Genomic DNA, 26,832 nt, shown 5'->3' on the forward strand with positions numbered 1-26,832 from the left:
TTAATGATTTCTTAGATGTATTGTTAGTGCATAGGGGTTAAGCCATGGCATCGCAGCTATTAGCGCCAGTGCAATCATCAACAGACCGACAGTCTGCTTGAAATATTGCATTCTGGATAACCTTGCTAATATTCCGGTCATTATACCCACTCCCATGACGGCAGGTAAAGTTCCCAATCCGAAACTCAGCATTGTCAGGGAACTTTTAACAATATCACCGGTCGTTGCTGCCAGCGTAAGACCGGAATAGACCAAACCACAAGGCAACCAGCCCCAAACTATGCCGAAAAAAAAGGCTTGGGTGCAGTTCTTTACCGGAATGAGCTTGCGGCCAAACGGTTCAATTTTTTTCCAGATATGGGTTCCGGCTTTTTCAATATAAGCGAAACGCGGGAACCAACCTGCAATGTAAAGGCCTGCGCCGGTCATGACTGCCGCAGACAATAATTGCAACAATCTATGCCCTTGGCCATCATGACTGAGCGGCATGGTGAGTATTAACTCGATAATGCCCGCTAATGCCCCAGCTATTGCGTAACTTATGATGCGCCCGAGGTTGTAATTAAATACAAACGGAAAAAGGCGAGTTTTTTGTTACGGATTTCAGGGCTGAGGCTTAATGTTAGTGTGCCGATAATTGAGCCGCACATGCCTATGCAGTGCATACTGCTGAACAGGCCCATCGTAAAAGCGACTAAATAAGAAGCATTAAAAGCAAGATCAAATTCCATAACCGATCAACGATACCACAGAGATGAATATATACAAATAGTCAGCATTAAAAGTTGTTTTGTATAAATCGGTTAATTTAAATACCAGTCAACGGATCGATTTGAACCAGGTCCAGACTGACGAGAGGCTCTGCCGAGCTTTTTACCTTTCTTATTGAAGCGCATCGTTGAAGTGAAAGCTATTGAGGTTGCTGAAACTGCGCAAGGATTTGCTCTTGAATCTTCTCGGCCATGGCTTTGCGGTTCTCGGCATCGCGTATGGGGCGACCGACAACGATATAATCGGCTCCGTTCTGGAACGCGTCTTCGACACTGACTACGCGTTTCTGGTCGTCTTCAACCCGATTATCGACCGGCCGGATGCCGGGCGTAATAATTAGCAAGCGATGATCCAGCTCTGTTCTGAGCATGGGCGCTTCCAGTCCTGATGAAACAATGCCGTCACAACCGATCTGCAAAGCCCGTCTGGCGCGTGACAACACCAGATCCCTGACATCGCATTTAAAACCCAGATCATCCAGATCGCCCCGGTCCAGACTGGTCAAGGCCGTGACCGCCAGCACCTTGAGATCGCCTTTTTCCTTGGCGGCCGCCTCCATGATGGCATCGTTGCCGTGAATGGTTGCCAGATCCACACCCTTGCTGCTTAAAGCCTTGATAGCGCGTCCGACCGTAGCCGGTACATCGAAGAATTTCAGATCAACGAACACTTTCTTATTGCGCTGTTTCAGCCACTCGATAAATCCAAAATAATCGCCGGACATGAACAGTTCCATTCCGACCTTGTAAAAAATCACCGAATCACCGAGTTCTTCGACGATAGCCTGAGCTTCGGGAATGCTGGGCAGGTCTAGCGCCATAATCAGACGTTCGCGGACAGGGATAGGTTTGGTTGAAAGGAATGTGGTCATAGGTTCAGAACTCGTAAAAGGCGCAAGGTATTATAAAGAGGCGACTGATTGGTCGGCCGGCCAGTTAGTCGGCCTATATTACCGGAACTTGTTTTGGCGGGGAATGTTAAAATTGGCAAAACATAATAATTGACGGACTATGAACTCAACACTGATACAAATGACCTTGCTGATCGCCTGCGGAGCCGGATGGCGCATCCTAAAGCCTGCCGGGCTGTTGGCAGAGCAGGTCAGGCTGGCGCTGACCACGGTTGTTTACTATTTATTGCTGCCGGCCATGGTGCTGGAAGTGCTGTGGTCGGCCGATATCGGCGTGCATTCGCTGCAATATACGCTGTTAGGAGCTGGCTGCATTGCTTTTGCCATGGTCAGTATCTGGCTGGTGGGGCGCGTGTTTAAATTCGAGGACAAGCGTTTGGGAGCGATGATACTGGCAACGGCTTTTCCGAATGTGACGTATCTGGGCCTGCCGGTGCTGGAACAGACTTTCGGCAGTTGGGCGCGATCGGTCGCGATACAGGTTGATCTGTTCGCAACGGCGCCGATACTGTTTACCGTAGGGATCATGATTGTGCGCCATTATGGAGAAGATCATGCCGAAAGCCAAAAGTCGATCTTGTCCTTTCTAAATGCCCCGCCGTTCTGGGCCGCTGCCGTTGCTGTCGGTCTGAATCTCAACGGCATGGTGGCGCCGGTCTGGCTGACCGGCGCGCTGCAAAAATTGTCCGCTGCAGTCGTGCCGCTGATGCTGTTCTCGCTGGGTCTGGCATTAAGCTGGAGAGCCGTGACAGTGCGCAATCTTCCTTATGTGACGCCGGTGATACTGATAAAAATGGCATTGATGCCGCTGTTTGCGGTCGCACTTATTAGTTATTTGAATATGGAAGAGCGGTATAAAGCGCCTGCGATCCTGGAAATGGCCATGCCGAGCATGGTGCTGGGCATCGTATTCTGCGACCGCTATCATCTGGACAGTTCGCTGTATGCAATGGCCGTCACGGTGACGACGGCCTTGAGTTTGGTGACGCTGCCGTTCTGGCATAGTCTGCTGACAACCGGTTAAGGGAGAGATATGAATCCAACGCTGGAAATCTTCTCGCAAGGCGAAGAAATCGTGACCGGGCAGACGGTCGATACCAATGCGGCCTGGCTGGCTCAACAGGCCGTGCAGATGGGCTTTACCGTAGCGCGGCACACGGCCGTAGGCGATAACCTCAACGACCTGACCGAGCTGCTGCGCGAAATCGCGCGGCGCGCGGACTGCTGTATTTGCACCGGAGGACTCGGACCCACCAGTGATGATTTGACCGCTGAAGCAGTAGCCAGAGCGTTTGGCCTGATGCTGGAATTTGACGAGATTGCCTTTGCGCAAATCAAACGGTTTTTTGACAACAGAAACCGACCCATGCCCGAATCGAACCGAAAGCAGGCCATGCTGCCAGAAGGGTCTGAACGCATCGACAACGAATGGGGTACGGCACCAGGCTTCTCGTTAAAGCATGGACGCTGCTGGTTTGCCTTCATACCCGGCGTGCCGTTCGAAATGCGCCATTTGTTTCTGGAAAAGATCAGGCCGACATTGGCAAGCTGTTTTTCATTGCAGCCCGGCCGGCTCGTTACGATAAGAACAGTGGGCATCGGCGAATCGGATATTCAGCAACGGATAGCTACGATCACCATCCCTGAGCAGGTTCAGCTGGGCTTTCGTGCCGGCATCGACGACGTCCAAACCAAATTATTGTTTCCTTATGGTTACTCTGAAACTGCAATGGCCTCATTAGTGTCCAATGTTATTGAACAATTAGGCAATGCGGTTTTCGGTATTGATGGCCTCAGTGAAGCCGCAGGCGATCTGGTTGCCGTCATAGACCGGCTGATGCAGGCAGGCAAGCATACATTGACTGTGATAGAAACAGCCAGCCAGGGATTGCTGGCAGCGAAATGTATCGGTATGCCATGGTTGCTTGGTACGCTCTTTGACCGGTCGCTGGACAGCCTGGGGCAACGATTTGCGGTGCCTGTCCATCATGATGATCTCATGGCGTCGGCAAAGGAAATTGCCGACGCCATGAGAAAGTCGGGTGGGAGCGATTTTGCGCTGGTCCAGCTTTATACCGGCGATGACGACACATTTCACGATAAGGATCAGCCCATTGTTCTATATAATGTACTGCTGACCGAAGACGGATTTTATCAATCGACACAGACCGTAGCCGGTCCCATCAAGCGCAAACAAAACCAAGCCGCGTTACTGGCGCTGGATTTATTACGACGCTATTTACAACACAAAGAAATTTAACATGCCTTTATTACGATTAACCAATATTTCCATCGCCTACGGCACCCACGCCTTGTTACAGAACGCCGATTTCCAGCTGGATGCCGGAGAAAGAGTGGGGCTGTTAGGCCGCAACGGAGAAGGCAAGTCCACGTTGATGAAAATCATCGCCGGTAACGTCCATGCCGATCACGGCGACATCTGGCGGCAGCCCGAATTAAAACTGGCCTGGCTGGAGCAGGCGCCCGAGCTGCCCGACGATGCGACAATCTACGATGCCGTAGCCGGCGGTCTGGGTGAACTGGGGCAGTGGATCACGCGTTACCATACGCTGTCGTCATCGATGGCCCATGACGATGACAAAGCGTTGCAGGAACTGGGCGATCTCCAGCATAAGCTGGAGGCGCATAACGGTTGGCATTTTCAACAGCGCGTCGAAACCACTTTAAGCAAGCTGGACTTGCCCGGCGAGCTGAAAATCAACGGCCTGTCCGGCGGCTGGAAACGGCGCGTCGCTTTGGCCCGTGCATTGGTCATAGAACCCGAAGTGTTGTTGCTGGATGAGCCGACCAACCATCTGGACTTTGAAAGCATCACCTGGCTGGAAGAACAAATCCTGAATTTTCAGGGCGCCGTACTATTCGTCACGCACGACCGGTCTTTCCTGCAAAAACTGGCGACCCGCATCATCGATCTGGACCGAGGCAACTTGGTCTCCTGGCAGGGCAATTACGACGATTACCTGCGCCGCAAGGCAGCCGCGCTGGAAGACGAGGCCAACCAGAATGCCGAATTCGATAAAAAGCTGGCCGAGGAAGAAGTCTGGATCAGACAGGGCATCAAAGCCCGGCGCACACGCAATGAAGGCCGGGTCAGGGCATTGGAGCGCTTGCGCAACGAACGCGCCCAGCGCCGTAACGCGCAGGGTACCAGCAAGCTGGCGCTGGAGCGCGGCGATGCGTCCGGCAAAAAAGTGATTGAAGTCAACGACATCAGTTTCGCTTACCAGGACAGACAGATCATCTCGCACTTTTCCACGCTGATTCAGCGCGGCGACAAAATAGGTTTGATCGGCCCCAACGGCGCCGGTAAATCCACCTTACTGAAATTGTTGTTAAAACAGCTGGAGCCCGACAGCGGCACCGTCGAGCAGGGTGCCCGGCTCGAAATCGCCTACTTTGACCAACTCCGCGATCAGCTCGATCCCGAGATGACCGTTGCCGATACGGTCGCCGACGGCAATGATTTTGTCGAGATTGCCGGCAGCAAACGGCATGTCATGTCATATCTGGCCGATTTCCTGTTTGCGCCGGCCAGAGCGCGTTCGCCGGTCAAGAGCCTGTCGGGCGGCGAAAAAAACCGTCTGTTGCTGGCACGCCTGTTCACGAAGCCCGCCAACCTGATCGTCATGGACGAGCCGACCAACGACCTGGATCTGGAAACACTGGAATTGCTGGAGGAAAAGCTGGTCAACTATGATGGCACCCTGCTGTTGGTCAGCCATGACCGGGCGTTTCTCGACAACGTCGTGACCAGCGTGTTTGTACTCGACGGCACAGGCCGCGTCGATGAATTCGTCGGCGGCTATACCGACTGGATGAGCCACTGCCAGCAGGCAAAACAGGCCGAAGTAGCCAGAAAGGCGACGGCCGTCAAGCAGGAAAAACCGGCCACGAATACTGCCGAGCGTACCGCGACGAAGAAAAAGCTCAGCTTCAAAGAGCAGCAGGAACTGGACAGATTGCCGGATATGATCGACGAGCTGGAAGCAAAGCAGGCGGAATTGAATCAGCAAATCAACGACGCTAATTTTTATAAAAACGACAAGGAAACCATTGCTAAGGCATTGACTGAGCTGGAAAAAACCACGGCACAGCTAGAGCAGGTTTACGAAAGATGGAATGAACTGGAAGCACTGGCCGGATAAAAGTCATTGCAACAAAATGCAATCTCGATTATCCTTGCCGGCTTCCCAAGCCTCTGGGTAAAAGATAGCAGGAGAGATGGCCGAGCGGTCGAAGGCGCACGCCTGGAAAGTGTGTATACGGCAACGTATCAAGGGTTCGAATCCCTTTCTCTCCGCCAATTATAAGCCTATGATTTATAAAAATATTCTCATCTGGCTCGCTAATTAAGCAGTTTTTGCTACACAAGACTGTTACACAAAAAGAGATGGATGGGGCGAAAATTTCTTATCTTTGCCAGACGGAAAAAGATTTTTTTCCGCGCGTATTATCCCACTTGAGCATCAAAAATCGTTCGAAGCCAGGGAAGTTATCCATAGTCTGAAAACCGTAAATCAAGCCGGCGCTTACCTTTAGCTTTAAAGCCTGCCGCAAATCTCAAGCAACTTCGCTGGATATATGGACAAGCAAAAAAATGCATCACAAGCCATTCCGAACTGATAGCGTTGCTGAATGGTGCAACAACCCCATAGGTCTCAAAATAGCGTTATAGCGCCTTACCTGTTGCGGCTGTGCCTGTGCCTGCCCCTACTAATACTCCCTCTCGGCGTCGCAGTAATCAGTCGTTATTGCGGTATGAAGGCACGTAATTTGACCCAGCGCTATGCGATTGAACCGGTTCGGAATCAAAATCGCACGTGGCGGTCAATGGTTATTGATTCAATTGCAATGGGTTATGGCTCGTTTATAGAGGATTTTCGGTTAGCGCATAATCTAGAGAATTGTTTTCCTGGCATGATTTCATGCTTCGTCCAATTCGTTTGGGTAGTGGTTTAATTAATAAAACTGTGAGGGCAACAAATGAATTTTCGAGCCAAACTGGTAGTAGCGGTAATAATGAGCAGCATGGCTGGCGGCGTAAGTGCTTCGTTAATCTCTACCTATCAAGCCAACGAGCCGACTGGTATTGATACGCCTGACATAAAGATGGCTGAGGTTGATACGCCTGACGTTGATACGCCCGATACACCCGATATACCTGACGTTGATACGCCCGATACGCCTGATATACCTGACGTTGATACGCCTGATACACCCGATATAAATGATGTTGATACGCCTGACGTTGATACGCCCGGCGCACCTGATATCACCGACGTAAATACGCCTGATGCTGATACGCCCGATTAAAAAACTTAATGTTAAGGCGGAAAGCCCGCTCAGTGTACAACCGGGCGCAATAATTTCAGGCATTCGTCGGCATGAACATGATCCGGTAGCGTACCGATGATTCGCCGAAGCTTATCGTAAGCGCGCTTGGCCGCCTCGTACAGAAGTCCTTTAAGCTTGGCAAACACCTGTCCGATCGGGTTCAGGTCAGGACTGCCAGGTATTTAATCGTTGCACTTTGCGCTTCAATAATGTCCTGGACTTGTATTATTTTATAAGGGCGGATTGGCGCCAATGCCAGCCAGCGCGGCATCCACACAATGAGCGCCGTCTAACGCACGTCCATAGCGGCGGATCATGTCGGTGGATAGCCCTGTTTCGTCCAGAAACACCCGTTGAAAAAGATCGCAATGGGCTTGCCAGGTGTGCCATTGTTCACGCACAGCGGTCTCAAGCTTCATGCCCGAATGTTTCGAATCCCTGAAGTAATAATTCAAAAACAGCCGATAATCATCAGAGTGATTGTGTTTCGGCGGGCAACATTTTCCTTCGCGCCTGATTAAAACTCAGTCCACTAATTCCGCCTTTTTGCATGGATTGTCCCAGGGAATGGGCCAGGGCCGAAGCCAGCACGCGCGAATAGAAAGGCAATGTTGCTATATAAACAGGCAGTATGTCGTCGACGTGCCCGGCTGTTTTCAGTTTTTGATCGAAGCGTTCCCGTTGCCGCGTGATTTCCGCCATGAGTTCCCGGTCGTCCCGGCATTGCTTTGAGAGTTCCAGTGTCCAAGTCAGGTCCGGCCGCAATTCACAGGCGCCGATAAACTGGCCGTATTTTGAAGAAGACCATTCTTCAGGCGCTATCAGGGAAAGTCCATAAATTCCATTCTTTCGGTAAAGCCAGTAAGTGCGGCCGATGATTGGCCTGAATTTGATCTGGCTGTTCAGCACGAAAAGCGAGGTGAACAGTTCGTTGGCTATCTGCAGGATGTCCTTGGCGGGCACGGCTAGGTTTTTTCTGGTCTGCAGCAGGTTTTCCAGAACGGGAACGAGGCCTTTGCCCTGGGGATTCGGGGATTTAGAAGTCATGGGTTATAGAGCAGTTACTCACTGATGTTAAGCAATAAATTGAGAATTTTTACCATGAAGGTTACGAAGAGCACGAAGAAAAAATATTAAACTTTGTCACGTTTCCTTGCGGCAGCCCTGCAGGCTGTCTTTCGGAGGCATGACGACGCGCGAACAGGCAGCGGTTAATTCCAGGTAAACGGCTTCGGGGCTGGTTTCGTAACGCCTGGAAAAGTGGAACGGCACCAGTTGCCGGACATCGGCGGCGGTTGCGATCTGGCCGCAGGCCTGTGCCGTCAGATGACCGGTTCTGCGCGCCTGTTCGCTGTCGGCTTCGAGAAAACAGGATTCGCAGAAAAAGATATCGGCGTTGCGGGCCAAGGCAGTCAGGGCGTTTCGATTGGCTGCTGTGTCGGCCAGATCGGTCGCATAGACCAGTTTTTCGCCGGGCGTGACGGTCACGAGCCGGACGCCGAGTTCCGTCGCCCTTCGGCTTGTGTTGTCGGGCAATCGGATCAGCGCTTCCCTGTCGCCTTCGACCAGGCATTGCTTGAGTTGGTTAAGCCAGGGGCCGGCGCTCAGGCCATGAGCTTTCAGCGCGGTCTGATCCACGTTGAGCTTGGCCCTGCTCTCAAAGGCATAGGCCTGCACCGGCGTGCCGTGATCGAGTGTGATCGTGCGGACGCTGAACAGCGGGTCGTTCACGAGCAGACCATCGGTCATGCGGACTTCCGGCAAGTCTTCACGGTTTTGTAAACCGGCCTGAATGCGAGCCCGTAATAGCCGGTCGCCATGCACTTCGGCGATTTCAAAGCGCGGTCCGGTAATACCGATACGATCCCAAAGGAAGCCGTTGATCAGCCCTTGGATATGACCGATCAAGCCGGGCGGTCCGAACAGCCGGCAGGCGGGAAAGCCGCCGACGCGGGAACGCAACAGCCAGAGAAAGCCGCCAATATGGTCGATATGGGCATGACTAATGAATACATCGCTGACTTGATGAGCAATGCGGGCCGGCAATCTGCCCGAATCGCCCAGGTCGAACAGCAGGCTCCGTTGCTGCTGGCGCAACCGCAGATGCAGCAGCGGATCGTCGAAGACGCCATTGACCAGGGCCGCGAAGGCACCGTTCAGCTTGGCCACCGGGCGCGGACCGCCGCTGTAGTCGGCCCTCGGATAAGGCATGACGTCGGTCGGAGGCAGATATTGCAGCGCACTGGATGCAAACGGTTCGGCGCTGCCGAGCAGGCCGTTTTTTTCGGTGCGGGCATCGCGCAACAGCAAAACGTCGGTTGTCTCCGAGGCTGCAGGCAGGCGGGCGCTTAGCTTTCCGCCCTGCAAAGCGATGATCTCGCCGATGGACACGGTGCGGCCGGCGTCGATGAAGGCGCATTGACGGCCTGGCCAGGCGTCGGGCACGTCAACAGGCGGCGGCGTGCCGATCAGCCTGATGTCGGACAGGTTTAACATTACTTCATGCGCGGCGCCGAGATAGGCTTGCCAGCGTTCGGTTCTTTTTCTGGCCCGGGCCTTTTTGCCTGAGCGGCGGGCCTCGGGATGGGCATGAACGGCCAGGACACGGCTCGGCAGCGCCAGCAGTTCGTTCCGCAACGGCACCGGTTTCGACTGCCGGACCAGCATCAGAACGGTATCAATATTCAGTAATTCGACCATGCCGGTCAGCAGCTCCGAGCCGGCAATCCCCCGGACCACGCCCGGCGCATCGATCAGCAGCAAACCGGGCGGCGCTTGACTGATCAGCCTGTTTACGGCCGTTACCAGCGGCAGGCGAAAACGACCGGCATCGAGTGTGCAAAGGGCTTCAAATGCCAGCACTTGCCAGCCGGGCTCCCGCCACTGTCCCAGCGATACGGTCCCGGGGAGGCCGAAATCGGGCGATCCGGGATCGGCGGTAATGCCGAGACAGGCCCGGCCCCGGGAGAGGATGATGCGCGCCAGTTCGGCTGTCAGTGTGGATTTGCCAATGCCCATTTCGCCGCACAGCAAAACCCGCTGTCCGCCAGCCAATAGCCGGCTGGCGAGGTTTGAAGGCTCATAGGGCAGTAACGGCAATGGATGGGGCATGGCGGCTACCTGGGCACGATCTATCTGAAAATATTGACAGTGGCGAGCGATGTCCGTTCGGGCGGCAACCTCGACGCCAGTTTTCATGGTATGACTCTTAATGGATTAAAACTATCTTAAGCAATAGTCCTTAGACTCTGTGCGTTCGTTGGCGAACTGGCTTGAAGGTCGATGTTGATCACAGGAAACAGGGTGTTGTCTGGAAAGAATTTGGTAAGTGTATGAAGTCAAACTGGTCTATAATGACCCCTCTTCAAAGAAGGAAATGTCAAAATTTAGTGGTATGGAACTGGTTATTGCGGGCAGTCAGCCCCTCTCGCTACCATGTCCTTATTTTTGCCATTCTTTATATTTTTTCCGCGTTTTGCCTTAAGTTATTAGACTTGCCTGTCCTTGAGTAAGCACCCTTGATTAACATTTTTAGCGCTGTGGATTATGCCAGAAAATTATTCTTATGATCGCGATTACGCGCTGGATGCCCTGAAAGTCCCGCCTAATTCCATCCAGGCCGAGCAGTCGGTGCTGGGCGGTTTGATGCTGGACAATCAAACCTGGGATTCAGTCGCGGATAAAATAGTAGAGACTGATTTTTACAGGAAGGATCACCGGCTGATTTTCAGGGCCATCGCGCAACTGGCCGAAAAACAGATTCCTTTTGACGTTATTACACTGTCCGAAGCGCTGGAAGCGATCGGCGAACTGGAGAATGTCGGCGGTCTGGCTTATCTGGGCATGCTGGCCAGGGACACGCCCAGCGCCGCCAATATTGTCGCTTACGCCAATATCGTCAGGGACCGGTCGGTACTGCGGCAGTTGATTCATGTCGGTACCAATATTTCCGATTCGGCGTTTAATCCGGAAGGCCGCGATACGGCCGAACTGCTCGAAAATGCCGAGCGCCAGGTTTTTGAAATCGCCGAGCAAAAACAGCGCGGGCAGGGTGGTTTTATGCCGATCAAATCGTTGCTGGCGACCGCGGTCGACAAGATTGAAACGCTGTTCGAACAGGAAGGCAACATCACCGGCGCCAGTACCGGGTTTGCCGATTTTGATGAGATGACGTCGGGCCTTCAGCCGTCCGATCTGATTATCGTGGCCGGCCGGCCATCGATGGGCAAGACCACGATCGCCATGAACATGGCTGAGAACATCGCGATCAAGGGCGACAAGCCCGTGGCCGTGTTCAGCATGGAAATGCCCGGCGATTCGCTGGCCATGCGTATGATGTCGTCTCTGGGCCGCATCGATCAGCACAAGGTCAGAACCGGCAAACTCGATGACGACGAATGGCCGCGCCTGACTTCCGCGATCAACCTGCTGGCCGAAACCAAATTGTTCATCGACGATACGCCGGCCCTGACGCCAACCGAAGTGCGTTCCCGTGCCAGACGGCTCGTGCGCGAGCATGGCTCCCTGGGACTGATTGTGATCGATTACCTGCAGCTCATGCAATCGCCCGCCAGCGGCGACAACCGCGTGCAGCAGATTTCCGATATTTCCCGGGGGCTCAAGGCCTTGGCCAAGGAACTGGAGGTGCCGGTTATCGCCTTGTCCCAGCTCAACCGTAACCTGGAACAGCGCCCGAACAAGCGCCCGGTCATGTCGGATTTACGTGAGTCGGGCGGTATCGAGCAGGACGCCGACTTGATCGTGTTCGTTTACCGCGATGAAGTCTACAATCCGGACAGCCCGGACAAAGGCATCGCCGAAATCATTATCGGCAAGCAGCGTAACGGGCCTATCGGCACAGTCAGGCTGACCTTCCTTGGGCAGTACACGCGTTTTGAAAACTTCGCCGGCAATCCGTATGCGGATGATTATGAATAATTATAAAAATGACTTATGCCCGGGAGGGTGTGAATGATAGCGGCAGCCTACGCGGTACTTGATTTGGATGCGTTTCAGCATAATCTGGCGAAAGTGCGTGGCTGCGCGCCAGGCGCCAGAGTCATGGCGGTCGTCAAGGCGAACGGGTATGGCCATGGCGTGCTGCGTATCGCCGAAGCCCTGCAAGATGCCGATGCCTTTGCCGTGGCGCGTGTCGATGAGGGTATTCGCTTGCGCAAGGCCGGCATCAGCAACAGGATCGCCGTTCTGGAAGGCTTTACCTGCGCCGAGGAAGTGGATGATCTGCTGGCGTATCAACTGGAGCCATTGCTGCATTCCTCTTCCCAGCTCGCCATCCTCGAGGACCGGAAAGAGCGGGAAGCGCTGACGGCCTGGCTGAAAATCGATACCGGCATGAACCGACTGGGTTTTAAGGCTAAGGATTTCAGCGCCGTTTACGAGCGCTTGAAAAATTGCGCCATCGTCAGACAGCCGGTCAACCTGATGACGCATTTGGCCAGTGCCGACGATAAAAACGACAACATGACGCTGAAACAGATCAGCCTGTTCAATGAGACCGTGGCAGCCTTTCCCGGCCAGCGCAGCATCGCCAACTCGGCCGGCATATTGAGCTGGCGGGAATCATTGGCGGACTGGGTGCGGCCGGGTGTCATGCTCTACGGTATTTCACCGTTCCCCGACAGCACGGGGCAGGAGTTGGGGCTCAAGCCGGTCATGAGCCTGCATTCGCGGCTGATCGCAGTCAAGCCTGTCCTGGAAGGAGAAACCGTCGGTTATGGCGGCAGCTGGATGTGCAGGAAAAGCACGACACTGGGCGTGGTGGCGATCGGCTATGGCGACGGTTATCCGCGCTATGCCAAAACCGGAACGCCGGTGCTGGTCAACGGCAAGCGCGTACCGTTGATCGGCCGGGTATCCATGGACATGATTACGGTTGATCTGGCCACTCAACCGGACGCAAAACCCGGCGATGCGGTGACTCTGTGGGGCGAGGGGCTGGCCGTTGAGGAAATCGCCCGATGCGCCGATACCATTCCTTATACGCTGGTGTGCGGCATCACGCCGCGCGTGCAGATTATTGAAGGCGTGCCGGTCCATAAAGATAACTGATGCTGCTCAGCTTCGGGTCGAATACCCTAAAGGGCACAAGTGAATTCGATCCTACAAGAGCATCATGCGGCCAGGTGGTTTTGAGTTTTGTCATTGAGGTTGCATCAAGCTGAAGCGTGGCCCGGATTGGAGAAGTTCGCTATATCGCCGAAAAATTGATTCCTGCATAATGTCGCTTCTTAAGATCAAGGACGCGGAAGCCAGCGCATGAATTCTTCATCCTACCCGTTAATTCTGCATCATGGCGCCGTCACCGGCGTGACGGGCTCCTGTCATGAGTTGCAGATCGACCAGGCCAATTCCGTGCTGATCGACTGCGGTTTATTCCAGGGCCTGGAAGCTTCGCCGGGCGGTGCCAATTACAACCGATCGGCCATCGATTTTCCGATTGCGTCCGTACGGGCGTTGCTGGTCACGCATTGCCATGTCGATCATGTCGGGCGAATTCCCTATCTGATGGCGGCGGGCTTTCAAGGGCCGATTTATTGCTCCGAATTGACGGCCGAGTTATTGCCGCTGGTGATGAAAGATGCCGTGAACGTCGGTTTGTTGCTCGATAAAGAACTGGTGCGCCAGTTTCTGGACGTGCTGAAGACCCAGGTCGTTGCCGTTCCGTATGAAAGCTGGCAGACGGTTCCGTTAGTGGGGAATGGCAGCGCCAGGCTCCGGGTCAAATTCAAACCGGCCGGGCATATTCTGGGCTCGGCTTATATTGAATGCGACGTCGAAACGGCATCCGCCCGGCAGCGCCTTGTTTTTTCCGGCGATCTGGGCAACCCTTATACCCCTTTACTGGCAGCGCCGAAGTCGCCTTATCAGGCCGATGTGCTGGTGTTGGAAAGTACTTATGGCGACAGAAACCTCGTCAATCGCCGCCAGCGAAAAGCCTTGTTGAAGCAGCACATCAAGCGCTGCCTGAAAAACAGCGGCGTTATCCTGATACCGGCCTTCAGCATCGAGCGCACACAGGAACTGCTGTATGAGCTTGAAGACATCATTCATCACAGCCGGAATGAGCCTGTGGCGAAGGGATTGGTCTGGAACGAGATCGAAATCATTGTCGATTCGCCGCTGGCCAACAAATTCACGAAGGCTTATAGGAAGCTGAAATCCTTCTGGGATGCCGAGGCTCGCGTCAAGATCAACGCCGGCCGTCATCCACTGTCATTTGAACAATTAACGACGATCAACAGCCATCAGGACCATCTGAGTGCGCTCGCTTATTTAAAGCGCACGGCCAACCCATGCGTCGTATTGGCGGCCAGCGGCATGTGCAGCGGCGGACGCATGGTCAATTATCTGAAAGCCCTGATTGAAGACCCTCGAACGGATATCCTGTTTGCCGGCTATCAGGCCGAAGGCACGCCCGGCAGAATGATTCAGCAACGCGGGCCGGCGCATGGCCAGGTCGAGCTGGACGGACGGCTTTATACGATCAATGCCGGCGTTTATACCTTGAATGGCTACTCTGCGCATGCGGACCAGGATTCGCTGGTCCGCTTTGTCACGCGCATGCGCAAAAAGCCGCGCGAAATCAGGCTCGTGCATGGTGAGCCAGAGGCCAAGCAAACCTTGCAGCGCCTGTTGCAGCAGAAAGTGCCTGACTGCCGTGTCATCATCCCTTAACATAAGCGCATGAATCGCCGCCATTTTCTTCAATGCCTGGCCCTGCTTGGATTGTCATCAAGAGCACTGCCGGGCTGCTCCGGGCGATCTGCCGGGCTGTATGATTTGCCGGAATTCGGCAATGCGACGCTGCTGCACTTTACCGACTGCCATGCTCAACTGCTGCCGGTTTATTTCAGGGAGCCTGCGGTCAATATCGGCGTCGGTAAAAACAGGGGCAGGCCGCCGTACCTGACCGGCCAGCAATTTCTCGATTTTTACGGTTTCAAGCCCGGCAGCGCTGAAGCTTATGCCTTCACGCATCTGGGCTTCGCCGAAGCGGCCTCTGTATACGGAAAAATGGGCGGTTTTGCGCATCTGTCGACGTTAATTAAGCAGATTCGACAGTCGCGCGGTTATGAAAATACCCTGTTGCTGGATGGCGGCGACAACTGGCAGGGTTCGGCCACGGCCCTATGGACAAAGGGGCAGGATATGCTTGAAGCCTCAAATTTGCTCGGTGTCGATATCATGACGGGGCATTGGGAATTCACCTACGGCAGCCGGCAGGTGCTGGACAATATTGCCCGGTTCCGGGGCGAATTTATCGCGCAGAATATCACCCTGACCGAGGAAGCGCAGTTTGCCGGCGATACCGAAACTGATGCTTTATTTAAGCCGTATGTCATCAAGGCTTTCAAGCAGGGCAGGGTCGCCGTCATCGGCCAGGCTTTTCCTTATACGCCGATCGCCAATCCAATGCGGCTCACGCCGGACTGGCAGTTCGGCATTCAGGAGCAAAGGCTACAGCAGACCATTGACCACATCAAGACCAGCCATGAGGCCGATGTGATCGTGCTGCTGTCCCATAACGGCACGCCTGTCGATCTGAAACTGGCATCACGCGTGTCGGGGCTGGATGTGATTCTCGGTGGCCATACTCATGATGCGCTGCCAAAGCCCATACCGGTCAAGAGTGCAGGAGGGACAACCTGGGTCACGAACGCCGGCAGCCACGGCAAATTTCTGGCTGTGCTGGACCTGGACATTGAGCCGGGACGGCTCAGGGAACTGCGCTACCGCCTGCTGCCGGTATTTTCGAACCTGTTGGCGCCGGATCAGGACATGCAGGCGCTGATCGAGACCATCAGGCAGCCTTATTTGAAACAATTGCAACGGCCGCTGGCAGTCACTGATGAACTGCTTTATCGGCGCGACACCTTTAACGGAACGTTCGATCAGCTGATTCTGGATGCCCAGCTAGCCGTCAATGATGCGCAAATCGCCCTATCGCCGGGTTTTCGCTGGGGCGCATCGCTGCTGCCAGGACAAACCATCACTTTCGAAGATGTCATGAATCAGACCGCGATTACCTATCCTGAAACCTATGTCAGGACCATGACAGGACGTGAGTTGAAGGCGGTCATGGAGGATGTCGCCGATAACTTGTTTAATAAAGATCCTTACTATCAACAGGGCGGCGATATGGTCAGGGTGGGCGGCATGGCCTTCGTCTGCGATCCCGAGGCGGAATTCGGGCGGCGTATCAGTCGCATGCGGTTATCAAACGGAGATAGTTTTGAAGCGGACAAGCCATACAAGGTTGCCGGCTGGGCCAGCGTAAGGCAGGTTGATACGGGAAGGCCGATCTGGGATGTGGTTGCCGACTATTTGCTCGATAGAAAAACGGTCAGGGTTTGATTGGGATGGCTTTAGGGGCGTTATCTTAGGAATGAGCTAAAGAAGATCCCGCGGAATAAAAGCGCCGTACAAACTTATCCGGCGCTGTAATTGATAATCTCAGGTCCTGTTCAGGATCAGTTCCAAAACCAGTTTGCTGCCGAAATAAGCCAGAAGCAGCGATACAAAACCGATCAATGTCCACTTTATCGCGGTCCGGCCCCGCCAGCCATAACGGCTACGGCCGATTAGCAGGCCTGAAAAGATAACCCATGCCAGTATCGATAGCACGGTTTTATGCACCAGATGCTGTGCAAATAAATCCTCTATGAATATAAAGCCGCTGATCAATGAAATCGTCAGGAAGCCAACTCCGGTGCCGAGCATTTGAAATAGCAGCGATTCCATCGTCTGTAGCGGCGGCAATGACAGAATAAAGCGTTTGGGCGGATGGCTTTTGAGCTGCTGGTCTTGAACCGCCAGTAATATGGATTGGAGGGCCGCGATGTTTAAGAGACTGAAGGCAATGATGGAAGTCAAAACGTGAATGCTCATCTGCCAGTTGTGGTTGTGAAGAGGGCGTAGTTGCTCCGGAAAGCTCAGTTCCAGTCCAAGCATGATGGCGGCAACGGGAAATATCGCGATACCCAGCTTTTCGATAGGTTTGCTGAGGATTGCTATTAATAACAACAAGACGACAATCAGCGAAATCAGGGAGGCGGTACTGACAAAGCTGAAATTAAAGCCATTCTCATTATGGAAGTTAATGGCGATATAGGCGAAATGAGCGCATGCGGCGGCCCAAGCCAGATAAAGCGGGGCTCGATTGTCATCGCCGCGATGAAATTTACGGATAATAAGCAGGGCGCTCCCTAAATAGGCGCAGATTGAAAGAGCGGCAAAGATAGTGGCGTTCATTTGGCTGTGTTTTCTTTTATTGAGTAGGGCCTTGTTATCATTGTCACGGCTAAAGCGTTCCTGGCCAAATTAAAATTTATGGCTATTGGTTTGAGATCGGTCAATTAAATGAAATTGAATTGCTAATGTTTAATTTAATCAATACATTAAAAGCCAATGATCGTGGTTTTATTGTGTCGTCCGCGACATGACAGCGGGTGGTGCAAAGGTCTCAATGGGTATGTTAATATAACCGGCTAAATAGTTCTAACGCATTTGCGTTAGATGGTGGTTTCCATGTAAATATTCAGCCCCGGCATAATTTTGATCTGACGGGATGGGCTTCGGCTACGGTTGAAGATCTTCCTGCGCATAGAGAATCTGAATAATTACGTTTCCTTGATTACAGAATAAAGACGCAGATATGTTTGATAATTTAACCGATCGATTAAGTAATACTCTTAAGAAAGTTAGAGGCCAGGGGCGGCTGACTGAAAGCAATATCAAGGAAACAATGCGCGAAGTGCGCATGGCATTGCTTGAGGCGGACGTGGCTTTGCCGGTTGTTACGGATTTTATTGAACGCGTTAAAGAAGGCGCGTTGGGTCAGGAAGTGCAGACCAGTCTTTCGCCGGGACAGTCACTGGTTAAACTGGTTCAGGCTGAACTGGTCAAGGTGATGGGTGAGGCGAATGAGGAGCTTAATCTGAAAGCCGTCCCGCCGGCCATTATTTTGATGGCAGGTCTCCAGGGTGCTGGTAAAACCACGACGGTTGCCAAATTAGGCCGCTGGCTGAAAGAAAATCAGAAGAAAAAAGTCGGCGTCGTCAGTGCCGACGTCTATCGTCCTGCCGCTATTAAACAGCTGCAGACGCTGGCCGATGACCTTTCCCTGGATTTCTTTGAAAGTGATATTTCCCAGAAACCGGTGGATATCGCAAAAAATGCGATCGAAGCGGCGAAGAAAAAATTCCTTGATGTCATTATCATCGATACCGCTGGTCGTCTGCATATCGATGACGAGATGATGGGTGAGATTAAAGAATTGCATGCCGCAATCAATCCTGTCGAAACCTTGTTTGTTGTCGACAGCATGACTGGCCAGGACGCGGCAAACACGGCCAAAGCCTTTAATGATGCATTGCCGCTGACTGGTGTGATTCTGACCAAAGCCGATGGCGATGCGCGCGGTGGTGCGGCATTGTCCATACGCCATATTACCGGCAAGCCTATTAAGTTTATCGGCGTAGGCGAAAAAACCAGCGCTTTAGAACCGTTTTATCCCGATCGTTTGGCTTCCCGCATTTTAGGCATGGGCGACATGCTGGGCTTGATTGAAGAGATCGAGCAGAAGGTTGACAAGGAAAAAGCTGAAAAACTGGTCAGGAAGATACAGAAGGGCAAGGGCTTTGACCTGGAAGATTTTCGCGAGCAGCTGCAACAGATGCACAGCATGGGTGGGGTAGGTTCCATGCTGGACAAATTGCCCGGCATGAGCAGTGTTCCACAGGAAATGAAAGATAAGGTCAATGATAAGGAATTGGCACGCCAGATCGCCGTAATTAGTTCCATGACGATGCAGGAGCGCCGTTTCCCTGATTTGATTAAAGGCAATCGGAAAAAACGTATTGCAGAGGGCTGCGGACAACAGTTACACGACGTTAATCGGATTCTGAAGCAATTCAAGTTGATGGAAAAAATGATGAAGCGTTTCAAGAAAGGCAATATGGCCAATATGATACGCGGCATGAAAAGCAATCTTCGCGGTATGAGAATGTAATTTATGCTAGCCATCGGTACTTGAAATGACTGTATTTTTGTCGTTGATAGCCATGGCTTGCTGTATATTTTTATAGCCTTTTAAGCGATATCGAAAACAATGGATGAATTTATTCTTCACTTATATGGAAAATCGCGTAAAATAGGCAGATTAAATTTTGACTAAATGTTTTTTGAGGAACTTAAATGGTAACCATTCGTCTTGCTAGAAGCGGCGCAAAAAATCGTCCTTTTTATCATGTGATTGTGACTGACAGCAGAAACAGCCGTGATGGCCGTTATATTGAGCGTCTTGGTTTTTTCAATCCGATAGCTCGCGGCAATGAAGAAAAATTACGTCTGGATTGCGCTCGTGTTGAATATTGGACAGCCAATGGCGCACAGCCTTCTGACCGCGTTGCAAAATTAATTAAAGACGCACAGAAATCGGCTGCGTAATCTGTTTGTCAGCGCAGAAAGATATAAACGTTGGCAGGATTTCCGGCGTTTTTGGTGTAAAAGGGTGGCTTAAGGTCTTTTCTTTTACCGATCCGAGAGAGAATATTTTAAGTTATTCTCCATGGCTGCTGAAAAAAGGTAGTGAAGCCAGGCAACTTGATGTCATTGACGGAAGCCTTCATGGTAAGGCCGTAATCGCTCTGCTTGATGGTGTCAATGATAGAGACCAGGCTGCCGGACTAATTGGATGGGATATTTTTATAACCCATGCCCAGTTGCCGGAAACGACCGAAGGTGAATATTACTGGTCCGATCTGATCGGATTGAAAGTTGAAACCGTTGAGGGTGTCCAGTTAGGTGTGGTCGATAGCCTGCTGGAGACCGGAGCAAATGATGTGCTAGTCGTTCAGGGTGGACGAGAGCGGGCGATTCCGTTTTTACAGGGACAGACCATAATTAATATTGATTTGGATGCCGGCAGTATTATTGTCGATTGGGATCCAGAATTTTAATTATGTAGTATGCGATTTGATGTCGTAACGTTATTTCCGGACATGGTGACAGCGGCTGCCGGTTATGGTGTGACAGGTCGGGCTATTGATCGCGGCATAGTTGATCTATTTGTATGGAATCCGCGCGATTACACGCACGACAGGCACAAAACGGTCGATGACCGGCCTTATGGTGGCGGTCCCGGCATGGTCATGAAATACCAGCCGCTGCATGATGCTGTTTGTAATGCTAAACAGGCAGGCGGTGGGACTACCAAGGTAGTTTATTTGAGCCCGCAAGGCAAACCGATTACACAGGCTTTGCTGTCAGAAGCTTGCCATGTTTCTCAATTGATTTTAGTGGCAGGGCGCTATGAGGGAATTGATGAGCGCTTTGTCGAGCTGGATTGCGATGATGAATGGTCTATTGGAGACTATGTCATCAGCGGCGGTGAACTGGCGGCACTGATAGTGGTAGATGCAGTGACCCGTTTATTGCCCGGTGTGCTCGGGGACGAGGACTCCGCCCTGCAGGACTCCCATATGAACGGCTTGCTTGATTATCCGCATTTTACGCGGCCGGAGCAGCTTGAGGGACATTCGGTGCCGGAGGTTTTATTGGGCGGCAATCACGCGGACATAAACCGCTGGCGTATGAAGCAGGCTTTAGGAAGAACCTGGCTGAGACGGCCGGATTTATTGAAAAAAAAGAATTTAAATGCAGAGCAGGAAAAACTGCTGAACGAGTTTAAAATTGAAGTTGATGTTAAATAGGGTGTGGCAATGAGCAATATTATTGATGTATTGGAAGCAGAACAGCTGAAACAGATTCCTGACTTTGGTCCAGGCGACACAGTTGTTGTACAGGTTAAAGTAAAAGAAGGCGAACGTGAAAGAATTCAGGCTTTTGAAGGCATAGTGATTGCGAAACGTAATCGCGGTTTAAACTCTGCTTTCACAGTAAGAAAGATTTCTCACGGTACAGGCGTTGAGCGTGTTTTTCAAACTCACAGTCCTATGATCAGCGAAATCAATGTTAAACGTCGCGGTGATGTTCGTCGTGCCAAATTGTATTATCTGCGTGATCTGACCGGTAAAGCGGCTCGTATCAAAGAAAAACTGTAATCGGTTTTTTAGTGCACATTATAAAAAAGGCAGCTTTGGGCTGCCTTTTTTATGCCTGAGATATCAAGCTTCTACCCATGTGTAGGGCCGAATTCATTCGGCCTAAGCACCATTTAACCAATGTAGGTTTCACTATGTCATTCGTCATTCACTGGGTTGAAACCGGTTCAGGACCTGAGGAGGTGTTAAACGTTCAAACACCTGTCGGCAATCTGATTTTATTTGTTCATGGCGATGTGTTGTTTCAGGCTGACTGGGAATTTGCGAGTAGTCCGGCTCAAACTATTCAAGTCGCTGGTGAACATGACATACAGCGACAATTAGGTGAGTATTGGTTAACTCCGGAAAAGCCCATTCACCTGAAGCTGTTAAAGCAGGGTAGTGATTTTAGAAATAAAGTCTGGGCTGAACTGTGCCGCATACCGTTCGGAGAAACGATTACTTATTCGGCGCTGGCCCGCAGAATAGGATCGGCTGCGCGGGCTGTCGGTAATGCCTGTCGGGATAACCCTTTTCCGCTAATCATTCCTTGCCACCGGGTGGTGTCCGTTTCTGGTATGGGTGGTTACTCCGGTCAGACAGAAGGGGATTTCATGGCGATAAAATCCAAGTTGCTGGCATTTGAAGCCGCCCATAAGAAATGAATTCAACGGGTTTCATAGATCAATTTCTGGATGCGGCCTGGGTAGAACAGGGCTTGAGCGAAAATACGCTGTCGGCCTATGGCAGTGATTTGCGGATTTTTGCCCAATGGCTGGCCGGGAAATCCATGCTGGACGTCGACGGTAGCGATATATCAAGGTTTCTGGCGAGTCGTTTTAAAGACGGCATAGGCAATAGATCGTCGGCGCGTATTCTGTCCAGCTTGCGGCGATTTTATGGTTATTATCTCAGAGAAAATAGTATAACGATTGACCCGACTGCGCTGATTGAATCGCCGCATATCGGTCGACCATTGCCGGTATCCCTGTCCGAAAACGATGTTGAATTATTGCTAGGTGCGCCCGAAATAACGCATGCGCTCGGATTCAGGGATAAAACCATGCTGGAAATGCTTTATGCTACAGGACTTAGGGTATCGGAGCTGGTCGGTTTGAAGTTTGAGCAGGTCAGTTTCAGACAGGGCGTGGTCAGAATCACCGGCAAAGGTAATAAGGAGCGGCTGGTGCCGGTCGGCGAAGAAGCGATGAGCTGGCTGGAAAACTACATGAGTGAGGCCCGGAAGACCCTTCTGGGTGAACGGCAATGCGATTATCTGTTCGTGACCAATCGCGCCACCGGTATGACGCGGCAGGCCTTCTGGCATATTATCAAGCGCCATGCCAAAAAAGCCGGCATTAAAAAAGAGCTGTCACCGCATACGCTCAGGCACGCCTTCGCAACGCATCTGCTGAATCATGGCGCGGATTTACGCGTAGTGCAATTATTGCTGGGGCATTCCGATTTATCCACTACGCAGATCTACACGCATATAGCCCGCGAAAGACTAAAAGATTTACATTCAAAATATCATCCTAGAGGATAACTAAACATGGCACAAAATATTCACCCGACTGCCTATATAGCACCGGATGTATCATTACCAGAAGACGTGACGATAGGCCCTTTTGCCGTTATTGAATCGGGTGTTGAGATGGGGCGGGCATGTCAGATTGGCGCCCATGCCGTCGTGCAGCAGTATGTGAAAATGGGTGACGGCAATATTTTACATCCCCATGCCGTTCTGGGCGGATTGCCGCAGGATGTCAGCTTTAAACCCGAAACGGTTTCCTGGCTTAAAATCGGCGACAACAATGTGTTCAGGGAAGGCTTTACGGCGCATCGCGCTTCGAAGGAAAACGGCGAAACGCGCATAGGCTCGGGTTGTTTCTTTATGAATAACAGCCATGTCGCGCACGATTGCAAGATCGGCAACAATACGATTTTCGCTAACAATGTTGCCATTGGCGGCCATGTTGAAGTCGGTGACCGGGTTTTCATGGGTGGGGCCGTAGTTGCGCACCAGTTCTGCCGGATCGGTTCGTACGCGATTGTGCAGGGCACAACGGGACTTAATATGGATGTCATGCCTTTTATGCTGATCGGCGGACGTCCTGCCCGGCATTATAAATTGAACACGGTGGGTTTACGGCGAGCCGGTATTACCGGCGACCGCTATAACGTACTTTCAGCGGCATTCCGCCTGTTAAAAAACAAGCAAAGCCTGGATTCGTTGGAAGAAACCGAAGAACTGAAGCAACTGAAGGAATGGCTGGCGGTTAAATCCAAACGCGGCGTGCATGGGTTTGTCGATATTTCGATTTAATTGAATTAGCCTCATTAAGATCGGCTCCGTAAGTTGGTCTATCAACAGCAGATAATTCTGCGCCGTTATATTGGACGGGATGGTATTTTTCAAGTCAGATGAATGCCTTCCCGCCCAGTAACAATAAGGCGCATTTGAGTTATTTCAAAGCACATAACTAACCTTATCAGGTCTGGCATCCTCGGATCTGTTACCATAGTCAATTCAATGGCGGCATTTCCGTCGTCATTCGCGTTATAAAGAGTCCTTGTGAACACTGCCGAATTTTCAGCTTTACCCTTAAAACCCGCCTTACTTGATAATATCGAATCCCTAGGCTACAGCAAATTGACACCCATCCAGGCCGAAAGCCTGCCGCATATTCTCGAAGGCAAGGACGTCATCGCGCAGGCTAAGACAGGCAGCGGCAAGACTGCTGCCTTTGGCATTGGCCTGTTATCTCGATTGGATTTGAGCAGTTTCAGGGTTCAAGCCTTGGTTGTTTGCCCTACCCGGGAACTGGCCGATCAGGTTTGCAAGGAAATTCGCAGGCTGGCTCGCTTTACCCAAAATATCAAGGTGCAAGCCTTGTGCGGCGGTGTGCCGTTTGGTCCTCAAGTCGGTTCGTTGGAGCATGGTGTGCATATTGTTGTCGGCACGCCCGGACGATTACAGGAACATCTGCGCAAAGGCAGTTTGCGCTTGAGCAATCTCAAGGTACTGGTGCTGGATGAGGCGGACCGGATGCTGGACATGGGCTTTGAAGACGCCATATCCGATGTGATCTCGTATGCGCCGAATCATCGGCAAACCTTGTTGTTTTCCGCAACTTATTCCGACCCGATACGGGAAATGAGCCGGCATTATCAGTATAAGCCGGTTACAGTCAGCATCGAGGCCCATCATCATGACAGCGATATCGAGCAACGCTTTTATCAGATAGAGAAAGCGGGCAGAGCCAATGCGCTGGGCTATCTTTTGGCCTACCATCGGCCTGAATCGACAGTGGTTTTCTGCAATACCAAAAAAGACTGCCAAAATCTGGCGAACGAACTTGAATCAAGCGGTTTTTCCGTTCAGTGCCTTCATGGCGATTTGGAACAAAAGGATCGGGACAAGGTGTTGGTGCGCTTTGCCAATAAAAGCTGCTCGATTCTGGTGGCCACTGACGTGGCCGCCCGAGGCCTGGATATTAAGGATCTGCAAGCGGTGATCAATTATGAATTGCCCTGGGACCCTGAAGTGTATGTGCACCGGATCGGCCGAACGGGGCGCGCCGGGAAAAAAGGTTTGGCGCTCAGTTTATGCGCGCAGCAGGAAACCAGTCGGGTAAAAGCCATTGAAGACTATCAAAATAAGCCCGCGATTTGGGATGAAGTAGCGCCTTTTCAGATGAAGCATGAACATCGGTTCGCGCCGCCTATGGTGACTTTGCATATTGACGGTGGACGTAAGCATAAAGTGCGCCCGGGCGATATTCTGGGGGCATTAACCGGCGAAGCAGGTCTGGCCGGCAGCGAAGTGGGAAAGATTGATATTTTTGATCTGCAATCTTTCGTTGCTGTCCAGCGTGGCAGTGTTGAAAGAGCGCTGGCGAGATTAAAGGCGGGAAAGATAAAAGGGCGCAGCTTTAAAGTGCGCAAAGCCAGCTAAACGTACGGGCGCCTACCCAAAGTAGGCGCTTCGACCACCGCATTTTTAATCAGGCATAGCTTCTGGCCCGGGATGGACTTTTTGGCTGAGCGCCTGAAGGTCTGCGGGGCTGGCTTGAGTTTCTGCGCGGCTGGTTTGAATTTCTGCCGGGACGCGGTCCGCGTGGTTGGGCAGGTGGTTCTGGCGGCGCGACTTCAGACGCTTCAAAGCCATTGATCTGCTCGCGTTTAATGGACTTACCGATCAACTTCTCAATGAGTCGCAGAGCGCTGTATTCGTCATGCGAGACTAATGATATGGCTTGTCCTTCTTCGCCGGCGCGCCCGGTACGGCCGATTCTGTGAACATAATCGGCCGGCGAGCGGGGCAGTTCAAAATTGATTACATGCGGCAGCTGCGCGATATCGATGCCGCGCGCCGCTACATCGGTCGCAACCAGTACGCGCAGTTCACCGGCTTTAAAGCCTGCGAGGGCGCTGGTTCTGGCTCCCTGGCTCTTGTTGCCATGAATAGCGGCGGCCTTGATATCAACTTTGTTGAGTTTTTCAGTGAGCCGGTTGGCGCCATGCTTGGTGCTGGTAAACACCAATACCTGCCGCCAGTCATTTTCCTTTACCAGGTGGCAAAGCAGTTCGGCTTTCTGGGTTTTGTTGACGGTGTAGACAATCTGCTCAACCAGTTCGGCGGCGGTATTGCGCGGGGCCACTTCGATTTTCACGGGATTGACCAGCAGGCCGGTCGTGAGTTTGCGAATGTCGTCGGAAAAGGTCGCCGAAAACAGCAGATTTTGCCGCTTTTTCGGCAGCAGGGCGATAACTTTACGGATGTCGCGGATAAAGCCCATGTCCAGCATGCGGTCGGCTTCATCGAGTACCAGTGTTTCCACTTTGTCGAGCTTAACCGCATTCTGGCTGACCAGGTCCAGCAGGCGGCCCGGCGTTGCCACCAGCACATCCACTCCGCCTCTTAAGCGCATCATTTGCGGATTGATTTTGACACCGCCAAAAACGACTTCCGACTTTAGGCGCGGATGCAGGTGCGCACCGTATTTGGTAACCGATTCGCCGACCTGGGCGGCAAGCTCACGGGTGGGGGTCAGTATTAATACTCTTATCGGGCGATTGGTACTGTAAGACTTTTGTGACAGGCGATGCAGGATGGGTAACGTAAATCCTGCGGTTTTTCCGGTGCCGGTTTGTGCGGCGGCCAGAAGATCGCGGCCTTCCAGCACGGCAGGAATAGCCTGCGACTGAATCGGCGAGGGCTTGGTATAGCCTGCATCGGCAATGGCGCGCAAGAGTGGGTCGGATAAACCGAGAGTGGAGAATGGCATAATAAAGGTCTCAATAAAAGCTGATGTCGACGTAAGTCTTACAGCGCTGGGTAAAGAAATAATTTTAATAAAAACGCGTCAAGAAAATGATGATTACAGTCAGGTGTTTATCGACGTTTTTAGTGATGGGGTTAGTGGAGTATCGCTACGACGATAGTTATTGGAGTTAATGGCGCCCCGAGGCGGATTTGAACCACCGGCCTGTCCCTTAGGAGGGGACCGCTCTATCCTGCTGAGCTATCGGGGCATAATAAAAACAATTTTACCATAAGCCGGGGATTTAATTCTTTTTTGTTTTCTTTTCGAGCGGAAATGTGACTCTTCAGTCCTTACCGGCGACAGGCTGGCAGAATTCCCGCAAGCGCATTTATAAAGATGATACTGAAATCACGGAACGGATAAAATTGTCGCTCCAGTTTGAACTATCGGGCTATAGGACATA

25 protein-coding genes and 2 tRNA genes are annotated in these 26,832 nt (G+C 52.1%); 18 read left to right on the forward strand and 9 right to left on the reverse strand.

What is annotated here, in order from left to right; all coding sequences use genetic code 11:
• From METLU_RS25715 to pyrF, 3 genes are all read right to left on the reverse strand, one after another.
• Complete coding sequence (locus METLU_RS25715; RefSeq protein ID WP_407939117.1) at positions 1-546, reverse strand: sulfite exporter TauE/SafE family protein; 546 nt, start codon at positions 544-546, stop codon at positions 1-3.
• Complete coding sequence (locus tag METLU_RS29215) at positions 540-731, reverse strand: urease accessory protein UreH domain-containing protein (protein ID WP_407939095.1); 192 nt, start codon at positions 729-731, stop codon at positions 540-542. Before METLU_RS29215 ends, METLU_RS25715 begins: the two co-directional genes overlap by 7 nt.
• Positions 732-910: 179 nt before the next feature.
• Entirely contained in the window at positions 911-1,642 is a 732-nt protein-coding gene (pyrF, locus tag METLU_RS0117065; protein ID WP_027159276.1) for an orotidine-5'-phosphate decarboxylase, read from the reverse strand.
• Positions 1,643-1,781: 139 nt separating this feature from the next.
• On the opposite strand from pyrF, the gene METLU_RS0117070 reads away from it, so the two are divergent.
• The 5 genes from METLU_RS0117070 to METLU_RS28450 all read left to right on the forward strand — a co-directional run bounded on the left by METLU_RS0117070 (position 1,782) and on the right by METLU_RS28450 (position 7,015).
• Positions 1,782-2,705, forward strand: coding sequence for an AEC family transporter (locus tag METLU_RS0117070; protein ID WP_027159277.1), 924 nt, complete (start codon positions 1,782-1,784; stop codon positions 2,703-2,705).
• Positions 2,706-2,714: 9 nt separating this feature from the next.
• The gene (locus METLU_RS0117075; RefSeq protein ID WP_027159278.1) at positions 2,715-3,941 is read left to right on the forward strand and encodes a competence/damage-inducible protein A; all 1,227 of its coding nucleotides are present in this window, start codon (positions 2,715-2,717) and stop codon (positions 3,939-3,941) included.
• A 1-nt stretch (position 3,942) separates the two neighbouring features.
• Positions 3,943-5,847 (forward strand): ATP-binding cassette domain-containing protein, encoded by a 1,905-nt coding sequence (locus METLU_RS0117080; RefSeq protein WP_027159279.1) that lies wholly within the window; start codon positions 3,943-3,945, stop codon positions 5,845-5,847.
• A 70-nt stretch (positions 5,848-5,917) separates the two neighbouring features.
• A tRNA-Ser gene (locus METLU_RS0117085) sits at positions 5,918-6,005 on the forward strand.
• Positions 6,006-6,685: 680 nt separating this feature from the next.
• Positions 6,686-7,015, forward strand: coding sequence for a hypothetical protein (locus METLU_RS28450; protein ID WP_196806557.1), 330 nt, complete (start codon positions 6,686-6,688; stop codon positions 7,013-7,015).
• 251 nt (positions 7,016-7,266) lie between these two features.
• On the opposite strand, the gene METLU_RS0117095 is transcribed toward METLU_RS28450, so the two are convergent.
• The 3 genes from METLU_RS0117095 to METLU_RS26880 all read right to left on the reverse strand — a co-directional run bounded on the left by METLU_RS0117095 (position 7,267) and on the right by METLU_RS26880 (position 10,234).
• Positions 7,267-7,455 (reverse strand): hypothetical protein, encoded by a 189-nt coding sequence (locus METLU_RS0117095; RefSeq protein ID WP_027159281.1) that lies wholly within the window; start codon positions 7,453-7,455, stop codon positions 7,267-7,269.
• A 52-nt stretch (positions 7,456-7,507) separates the two neighbouring features.
• A complete protein-coding gene (locus METLU_RS25720; RefSeq protein WP_036243225.1) occupies positions 7,508-8,083 on the reverse strand; it encodes a DUF2452 domain-containing protein in 576 nt (191 codons plus the stop codon).
• A gap of 96 nt (positions 8,084-8,179) precedes the next feature.
• A complete protein-coding gene (locus METLU_RS26880) occupies positions 8,180-10,234 on the reverse strand; it encodes a Clp1/GlmU family protein (RefSeq protein ID WP_231383635.1) in 2,055 nt (684 codons plus the stop codon).
• 348 nt (positions 10,235-10,582) lie between these two features.
• On the opposite strand from METLU_RS26880, the gene dnaB reads away from it, so the two are divergent.
• The 4 genes from dnaB (at position 10,583) to soxB (ending at position 16,411) form a co-directional block, all read left to right on the forward strand.
• Positions 10,583-11,974, forward strand: a complete 1,392-nt coding sequence (dnaB, locus tag METLU_RS0117110) for a replicative DNA helicase (protein ID WP_027159283.1) — start codon at positions 10,583-10,585, stop codon at positions 11,972-11,974.
• A gap of 33 nt (positions 11,975-12,007) precedes the next feature.
• The gene (gene alr / locus METLU_RS0117115) at positions 12,008-13,105 is read left to right on the forward strand and encodes an alanine racemase (RefSeq protein WP_027159284.1); all 1,098 of its coding nucleotides are present in this window, start codon (positions 12,008-12,010) and stop codon (positions 13,103-13,105) included.
• Positions 13,106-13,312: 207 nt separating this feature from the next.
• A complete protein-coding gene (locus METLU_RS0117120; protein ID WP_027159285.1) occupies positions 13,313-14,731 on the forward strand; it encodes an MBL fold metallo-hydrolase RNA specificity domain-containing protein in 1,419 nt (472 codons plus the stop codon).
• 9 nt (positions 14,732-14,740) lie between these two features.
• Positions 14,741-16,411 carry a thiosulfohydrolase SoxB gene (soxB, locus tag METLU_RS0117125; RefSeq protein WP_027159286.1) on the forward strand — a complete coding sequence of 557 codons (1,671 nt, stop codon included), beginning with the start codon at positions 14,741-14,743 and terminating at the stop codon, positions 16,409-16,411.
• A gap of 99 nt (positions 16,412-16,510) precedes the next feature.
• Here soxB and METLU_RS0117130 read toward each other — a convergent pair whose 3' ends face one another.
• Complete coding sequence (locus METLU_RS0117130; RefSeq protein WP_027159287.1) at positions 16,511-17,308, reverse strand: cytochrome C assembly family protein; 798 nt, start codon at positions 17,306-17,308, stop codon at positions 16,511-16,513.
• A 403-nt stretch (positions 17,309-17,711) separates the two neighbouring features.
• On the opposite strand from METLU_RS0117130, the gene ffh reads away from it, so the two are divergent.
• From ffh to dbpA, 9 genes are all read left to right on the forward strand, one after another.
• Positions 17,712-19,067: a signal recognition particle protein gene (gene ffh / locus METLU_RS0117135; RefSeq protein WP_027159288.1), complete on the forward strand. Its 1,356-nt coding sequence runs from the start codon at positions 17,712-17,714 to the stop codon at positions 19,065-19,067.
• Positions 19,068-19,252: 185 nt separating this feature from the next.
• Entirely contained in the window at positions 19,253-19,504 is a 252-nt protein-coding gene (gene rpsP, locus METLU_RS0117140; RefSeq protein ID WP_027159289.1) for a 30S ribosomal protein S16, read from the forward strand.
• A gap of 5 nt (positions 19,505-19,509) precedes the next feature.
• Complete coding sequence (rimM, locus tag METLU_RS0117145) at positions 19,510-20,016, forward strand: ribosome maturation factor RimM (RefSeq protein ID WP_027159290.1); 507 nt, start codon at positions 19,510-19,512, stop codon at positions 20,014-20,016.
• Positions 20,017-20,025: 9 nt separating this feature from the next.
• Complete coding sequence (trmD, locus tag METLU_RS0117150; protein WP_027159291.1) at positions 20,026-20,769, forward strand: tRNA (guanosine(37)-N1)-methyltransferase TrmD; 744 nt, start codon at positions 20,026-20,028, stop codon at positions 20,767-20,769.
• Between the two features lie 9 nt (positions 20,770-20,778).
• Complete coding sequence (rplS, locus tag METLU_RS0117155) at positions 20,779-21,120, forward strand: 50S ribosomal protein L19 (protein ID WP_027159292.1); 342 nt, start codon at positions 20,779-20,781, stop codon at positions 21,118-21,120.
• A 134-nt stretch (positions 21,121-21,254) separates the two neighbouring features.
• Positions 21,255-21,764, forward strand: a complete 510-nt coding sequence (locus tag METLU_RS0117160; protein WP_027159293.1) for a methylated-DNA--[protein]-cysteine S-methyltransferase — start codon at positions 21,255-21,257, stop codon at positions 21,762-21,764.
• Entirely contained in the window at positions 21,761-22,645 is an 885-nt protein-coding gene (gene xerD, locus METLU_RS0117165) for a site-specific tyrosine recombinase XerD (RefSeq protein WP_027159294.1), read from the forward strand. The genes METLU_RS0117160 and xerD overlap by 4 nt, the downstream gene beginning before the upstream one ends.
• Before the next feature lie 6 nt (positions 22,646-22,651).
• Positions 22,652-23,425 carry an acyl-ACP--UDP-N-acetylglucosamine O-acyltransferase gene (lpxA, locus tag METLU_RS0117170; RefSeq protein WP_027159295.1) on the forward strand — a complete coding sequence of 258 codons (774 nt, stop codon included), beginning with the start codon at positions 22,652-22,654 and terminating at the stop codon, positions 23,423-23,425.
• 249 nt (positions 23,426-23,674) lie between these two features.
• Positions 23,675-25,057 (forward strand): ATP-dependent RNA helicase DbpA, encoded by a 1,383-nt coding sequence (dbpA, locus tag METLU_RS0117175; protein ID WP_027159296.1) that lies wholly within the window; start codon positions 23,675-23,677, stop codon positions 25,055-25,057.
• A gap of 49 nt (positions 25,058-25,106) precedes the next feature.
• On the opposite strand, the gene METLU_RS0117180 is transcribed toward dbpA, so the two are convergent.
• Both METLU_RS0117180 and METLU_RS0117185 read right to left on the reverse strand, forming a co-directional pair.
• Complete coding sequence (locus METLU_RS0117180) at positions 25,107-26,390, reverse strand: DEAD/DEAH box helicase (protein WP_027159297.1); 1,284 nt, start codon at positions 26,388-26,390, stop codon at positions 25,107-25,109.
• 170 nt (positions 26,391-26,560) lie between these two features.
• Positions 26,561-26,637 (reverse strand) — tRNA-Arg (locus METLU_RS0117185).
• Positions 26,638-26,832 lie beyond the last annotated feature (195 nt).

Origin of the sequence: Methylobacter luteus IMV-B-3098, assembly GCF_000427625.1 — a bacterium.
Classification (GTDB): domain Bacteria; phylum Pseudomonadota; class Gammaproteobacteria; order Methylococcales; family Methylomonadaceae; genus Methylobacter; species Methylobacter luteus.

Excerpts from the sequence above, each read along its gene's own strand:
- METLU_RS0117095 (WP_027159281.1), bottom strand. The coding sequence starts at position 7,455 with ATGAAGCTTGAGACCGCTGTGCGTGAACAATGGCACACCTGGCAAGCC.
- METLU_RS0117130 (WP_027159287.1), bottom strand. The coding sequence starts at position 17,308 with ATGAACGCCACTATCTTTGCCGCTCTTTCAATCTGCGCCTATTTAGGG.
- dnaB (WP_027159283.1), top strand. The coding sequence starts at position 10,583 with ATGCCAGAAAATTATTCTTATGATCGCGATTACGCGCTGGATGCCCTG.
- METLU_RS0117120 (WP_027159285.1), top strand. The coding sequence starts at position 13,313 with ATGAATTCTTCATCCTACCCGTTAATTCTGCATCATGGCGCCGTCACC.
- METLU_RS0117080 (WP_027159279.1), top strand. The coding sequence starts at position 3,943 with ATGCCTTTATTACGATTAACCAATATTTCCATCGCCTACGGCACCCAC.
- xerD (WP_027159294.1), top strand. The coding sequence starts at position 21,761 with ATGAATTCAACGGGTTTCATAGATCAATTTCTGGATGCGGCCTGGGTA.
- METLU_RS0117075 (WP_027159278.1), top strand. The coding sequence starts at position 2,715 with ATGAATCCAACGCTGGAAATCTTCTCGCAAGGCGAAGAAATCGTGACC.
- soxB (WP_027159286.1), top strand. The coding sequence starts at position 14,741 with ATGAATCGCCGCCATTTTCTTCAATGCCTGGCCCTGCTTGGATTGTCA.
- trmD (WP_027159291.1), top strand. The coding sequence starts at position 20,026 with ATGCGATTTGATGTCGTAACGTTATTTCCGGACATGGTGACAGCGGCT.
- METLU_RS0117070 (WP_027159277.1), top strand. The coding sequence starts at position 1,782 with ATGAACTCAACACTGATACAAATGACCTTGCTGATCGCCTGCGGAGCC.
- alr (WP_027159284.1), top strand. The coding sequence starts at position 12,008 with ATGATAGCGGCAGCCTACGCGGTACTTGATTTGGATGCGTTTCAGCAT.
- lpxA (WP_027159295.1), top strand. The coding sequence starts at position 22,652 with ATGGCACAAAATATTCACCCGACTGCCTATATAGCACCGGATGTATCA.
- METLU_RS0117180 (WP_027159297.1), bottom strand. The coding sequence starts at position 26,390 with ATGCCATTCTCCACTCTCGGTTTATCCGACCCACTCTTGCGCGCCATT.
- METLU_RS26880 (WP_231383635.1), bottom strand. The coding sequence starts at position 10,234 with ATGAAAACTGGCGTCGAGGTTGCCGCCCGAACGGACATCGCTCGCCAC.
- METLU_RS28450 (WP_196806557.1), top strand. The coding sequence starts at position 6,686 with ATGAATTTTCGAGCCAAACTGGTAGTAGCGGTAATAATGAGCAGCATG.
- rpsP (WP_027159289.1), top strand. The coding sequence starts at position 19,253 with ATGGTAACCATTCGTCTTGCTAGAAGCGGCGCAAAAAATCGTCCTTTT.
- METLU_RS29215 (WP_407939095.1), bottom strand. The coding sequence starts at position 731 with ATGGAATTTGATCTTGCTTTTAATGCTTCTTATTTAGTCGCTTTTACG.
- ffh (WP_027159288.1), top strand. The coding sequence starts at position 17,712 with ATGTTTGATAATTTAACCGATCGATTAAGTAATACTCTTAAGAAAGTT.
- METLU_RS25720 (WP_036243225.1), bottom strand. The coding sequence starts at position 8,083 with ATGACTTCTAAATCCCCGAATCCCCAGGGCAAAGGCCTCGTTCCCGTT.
- pyrF (WP_027159276.1), bottom strand. The coding sequence starts at position 1,642 with ATGACCACATTCCTTTCAACCAAACCTATCCCTGTCCGCGAACGTCTG.
- rplS (WP_027159292.1), top strand. The coding sequence starts at position 20,779 with ATGAGCAATATTATTGATGTATTGGAAGCAGAACAGCTGAAACAGATT.
- METLU_RS0117160 (WP_027159293.1), top strand. The coding sequence starts at position 21,255 with ATGTCATTCGTCATTCACTGGGTTGAAACCGGTTCAGGACCTGAGGAG.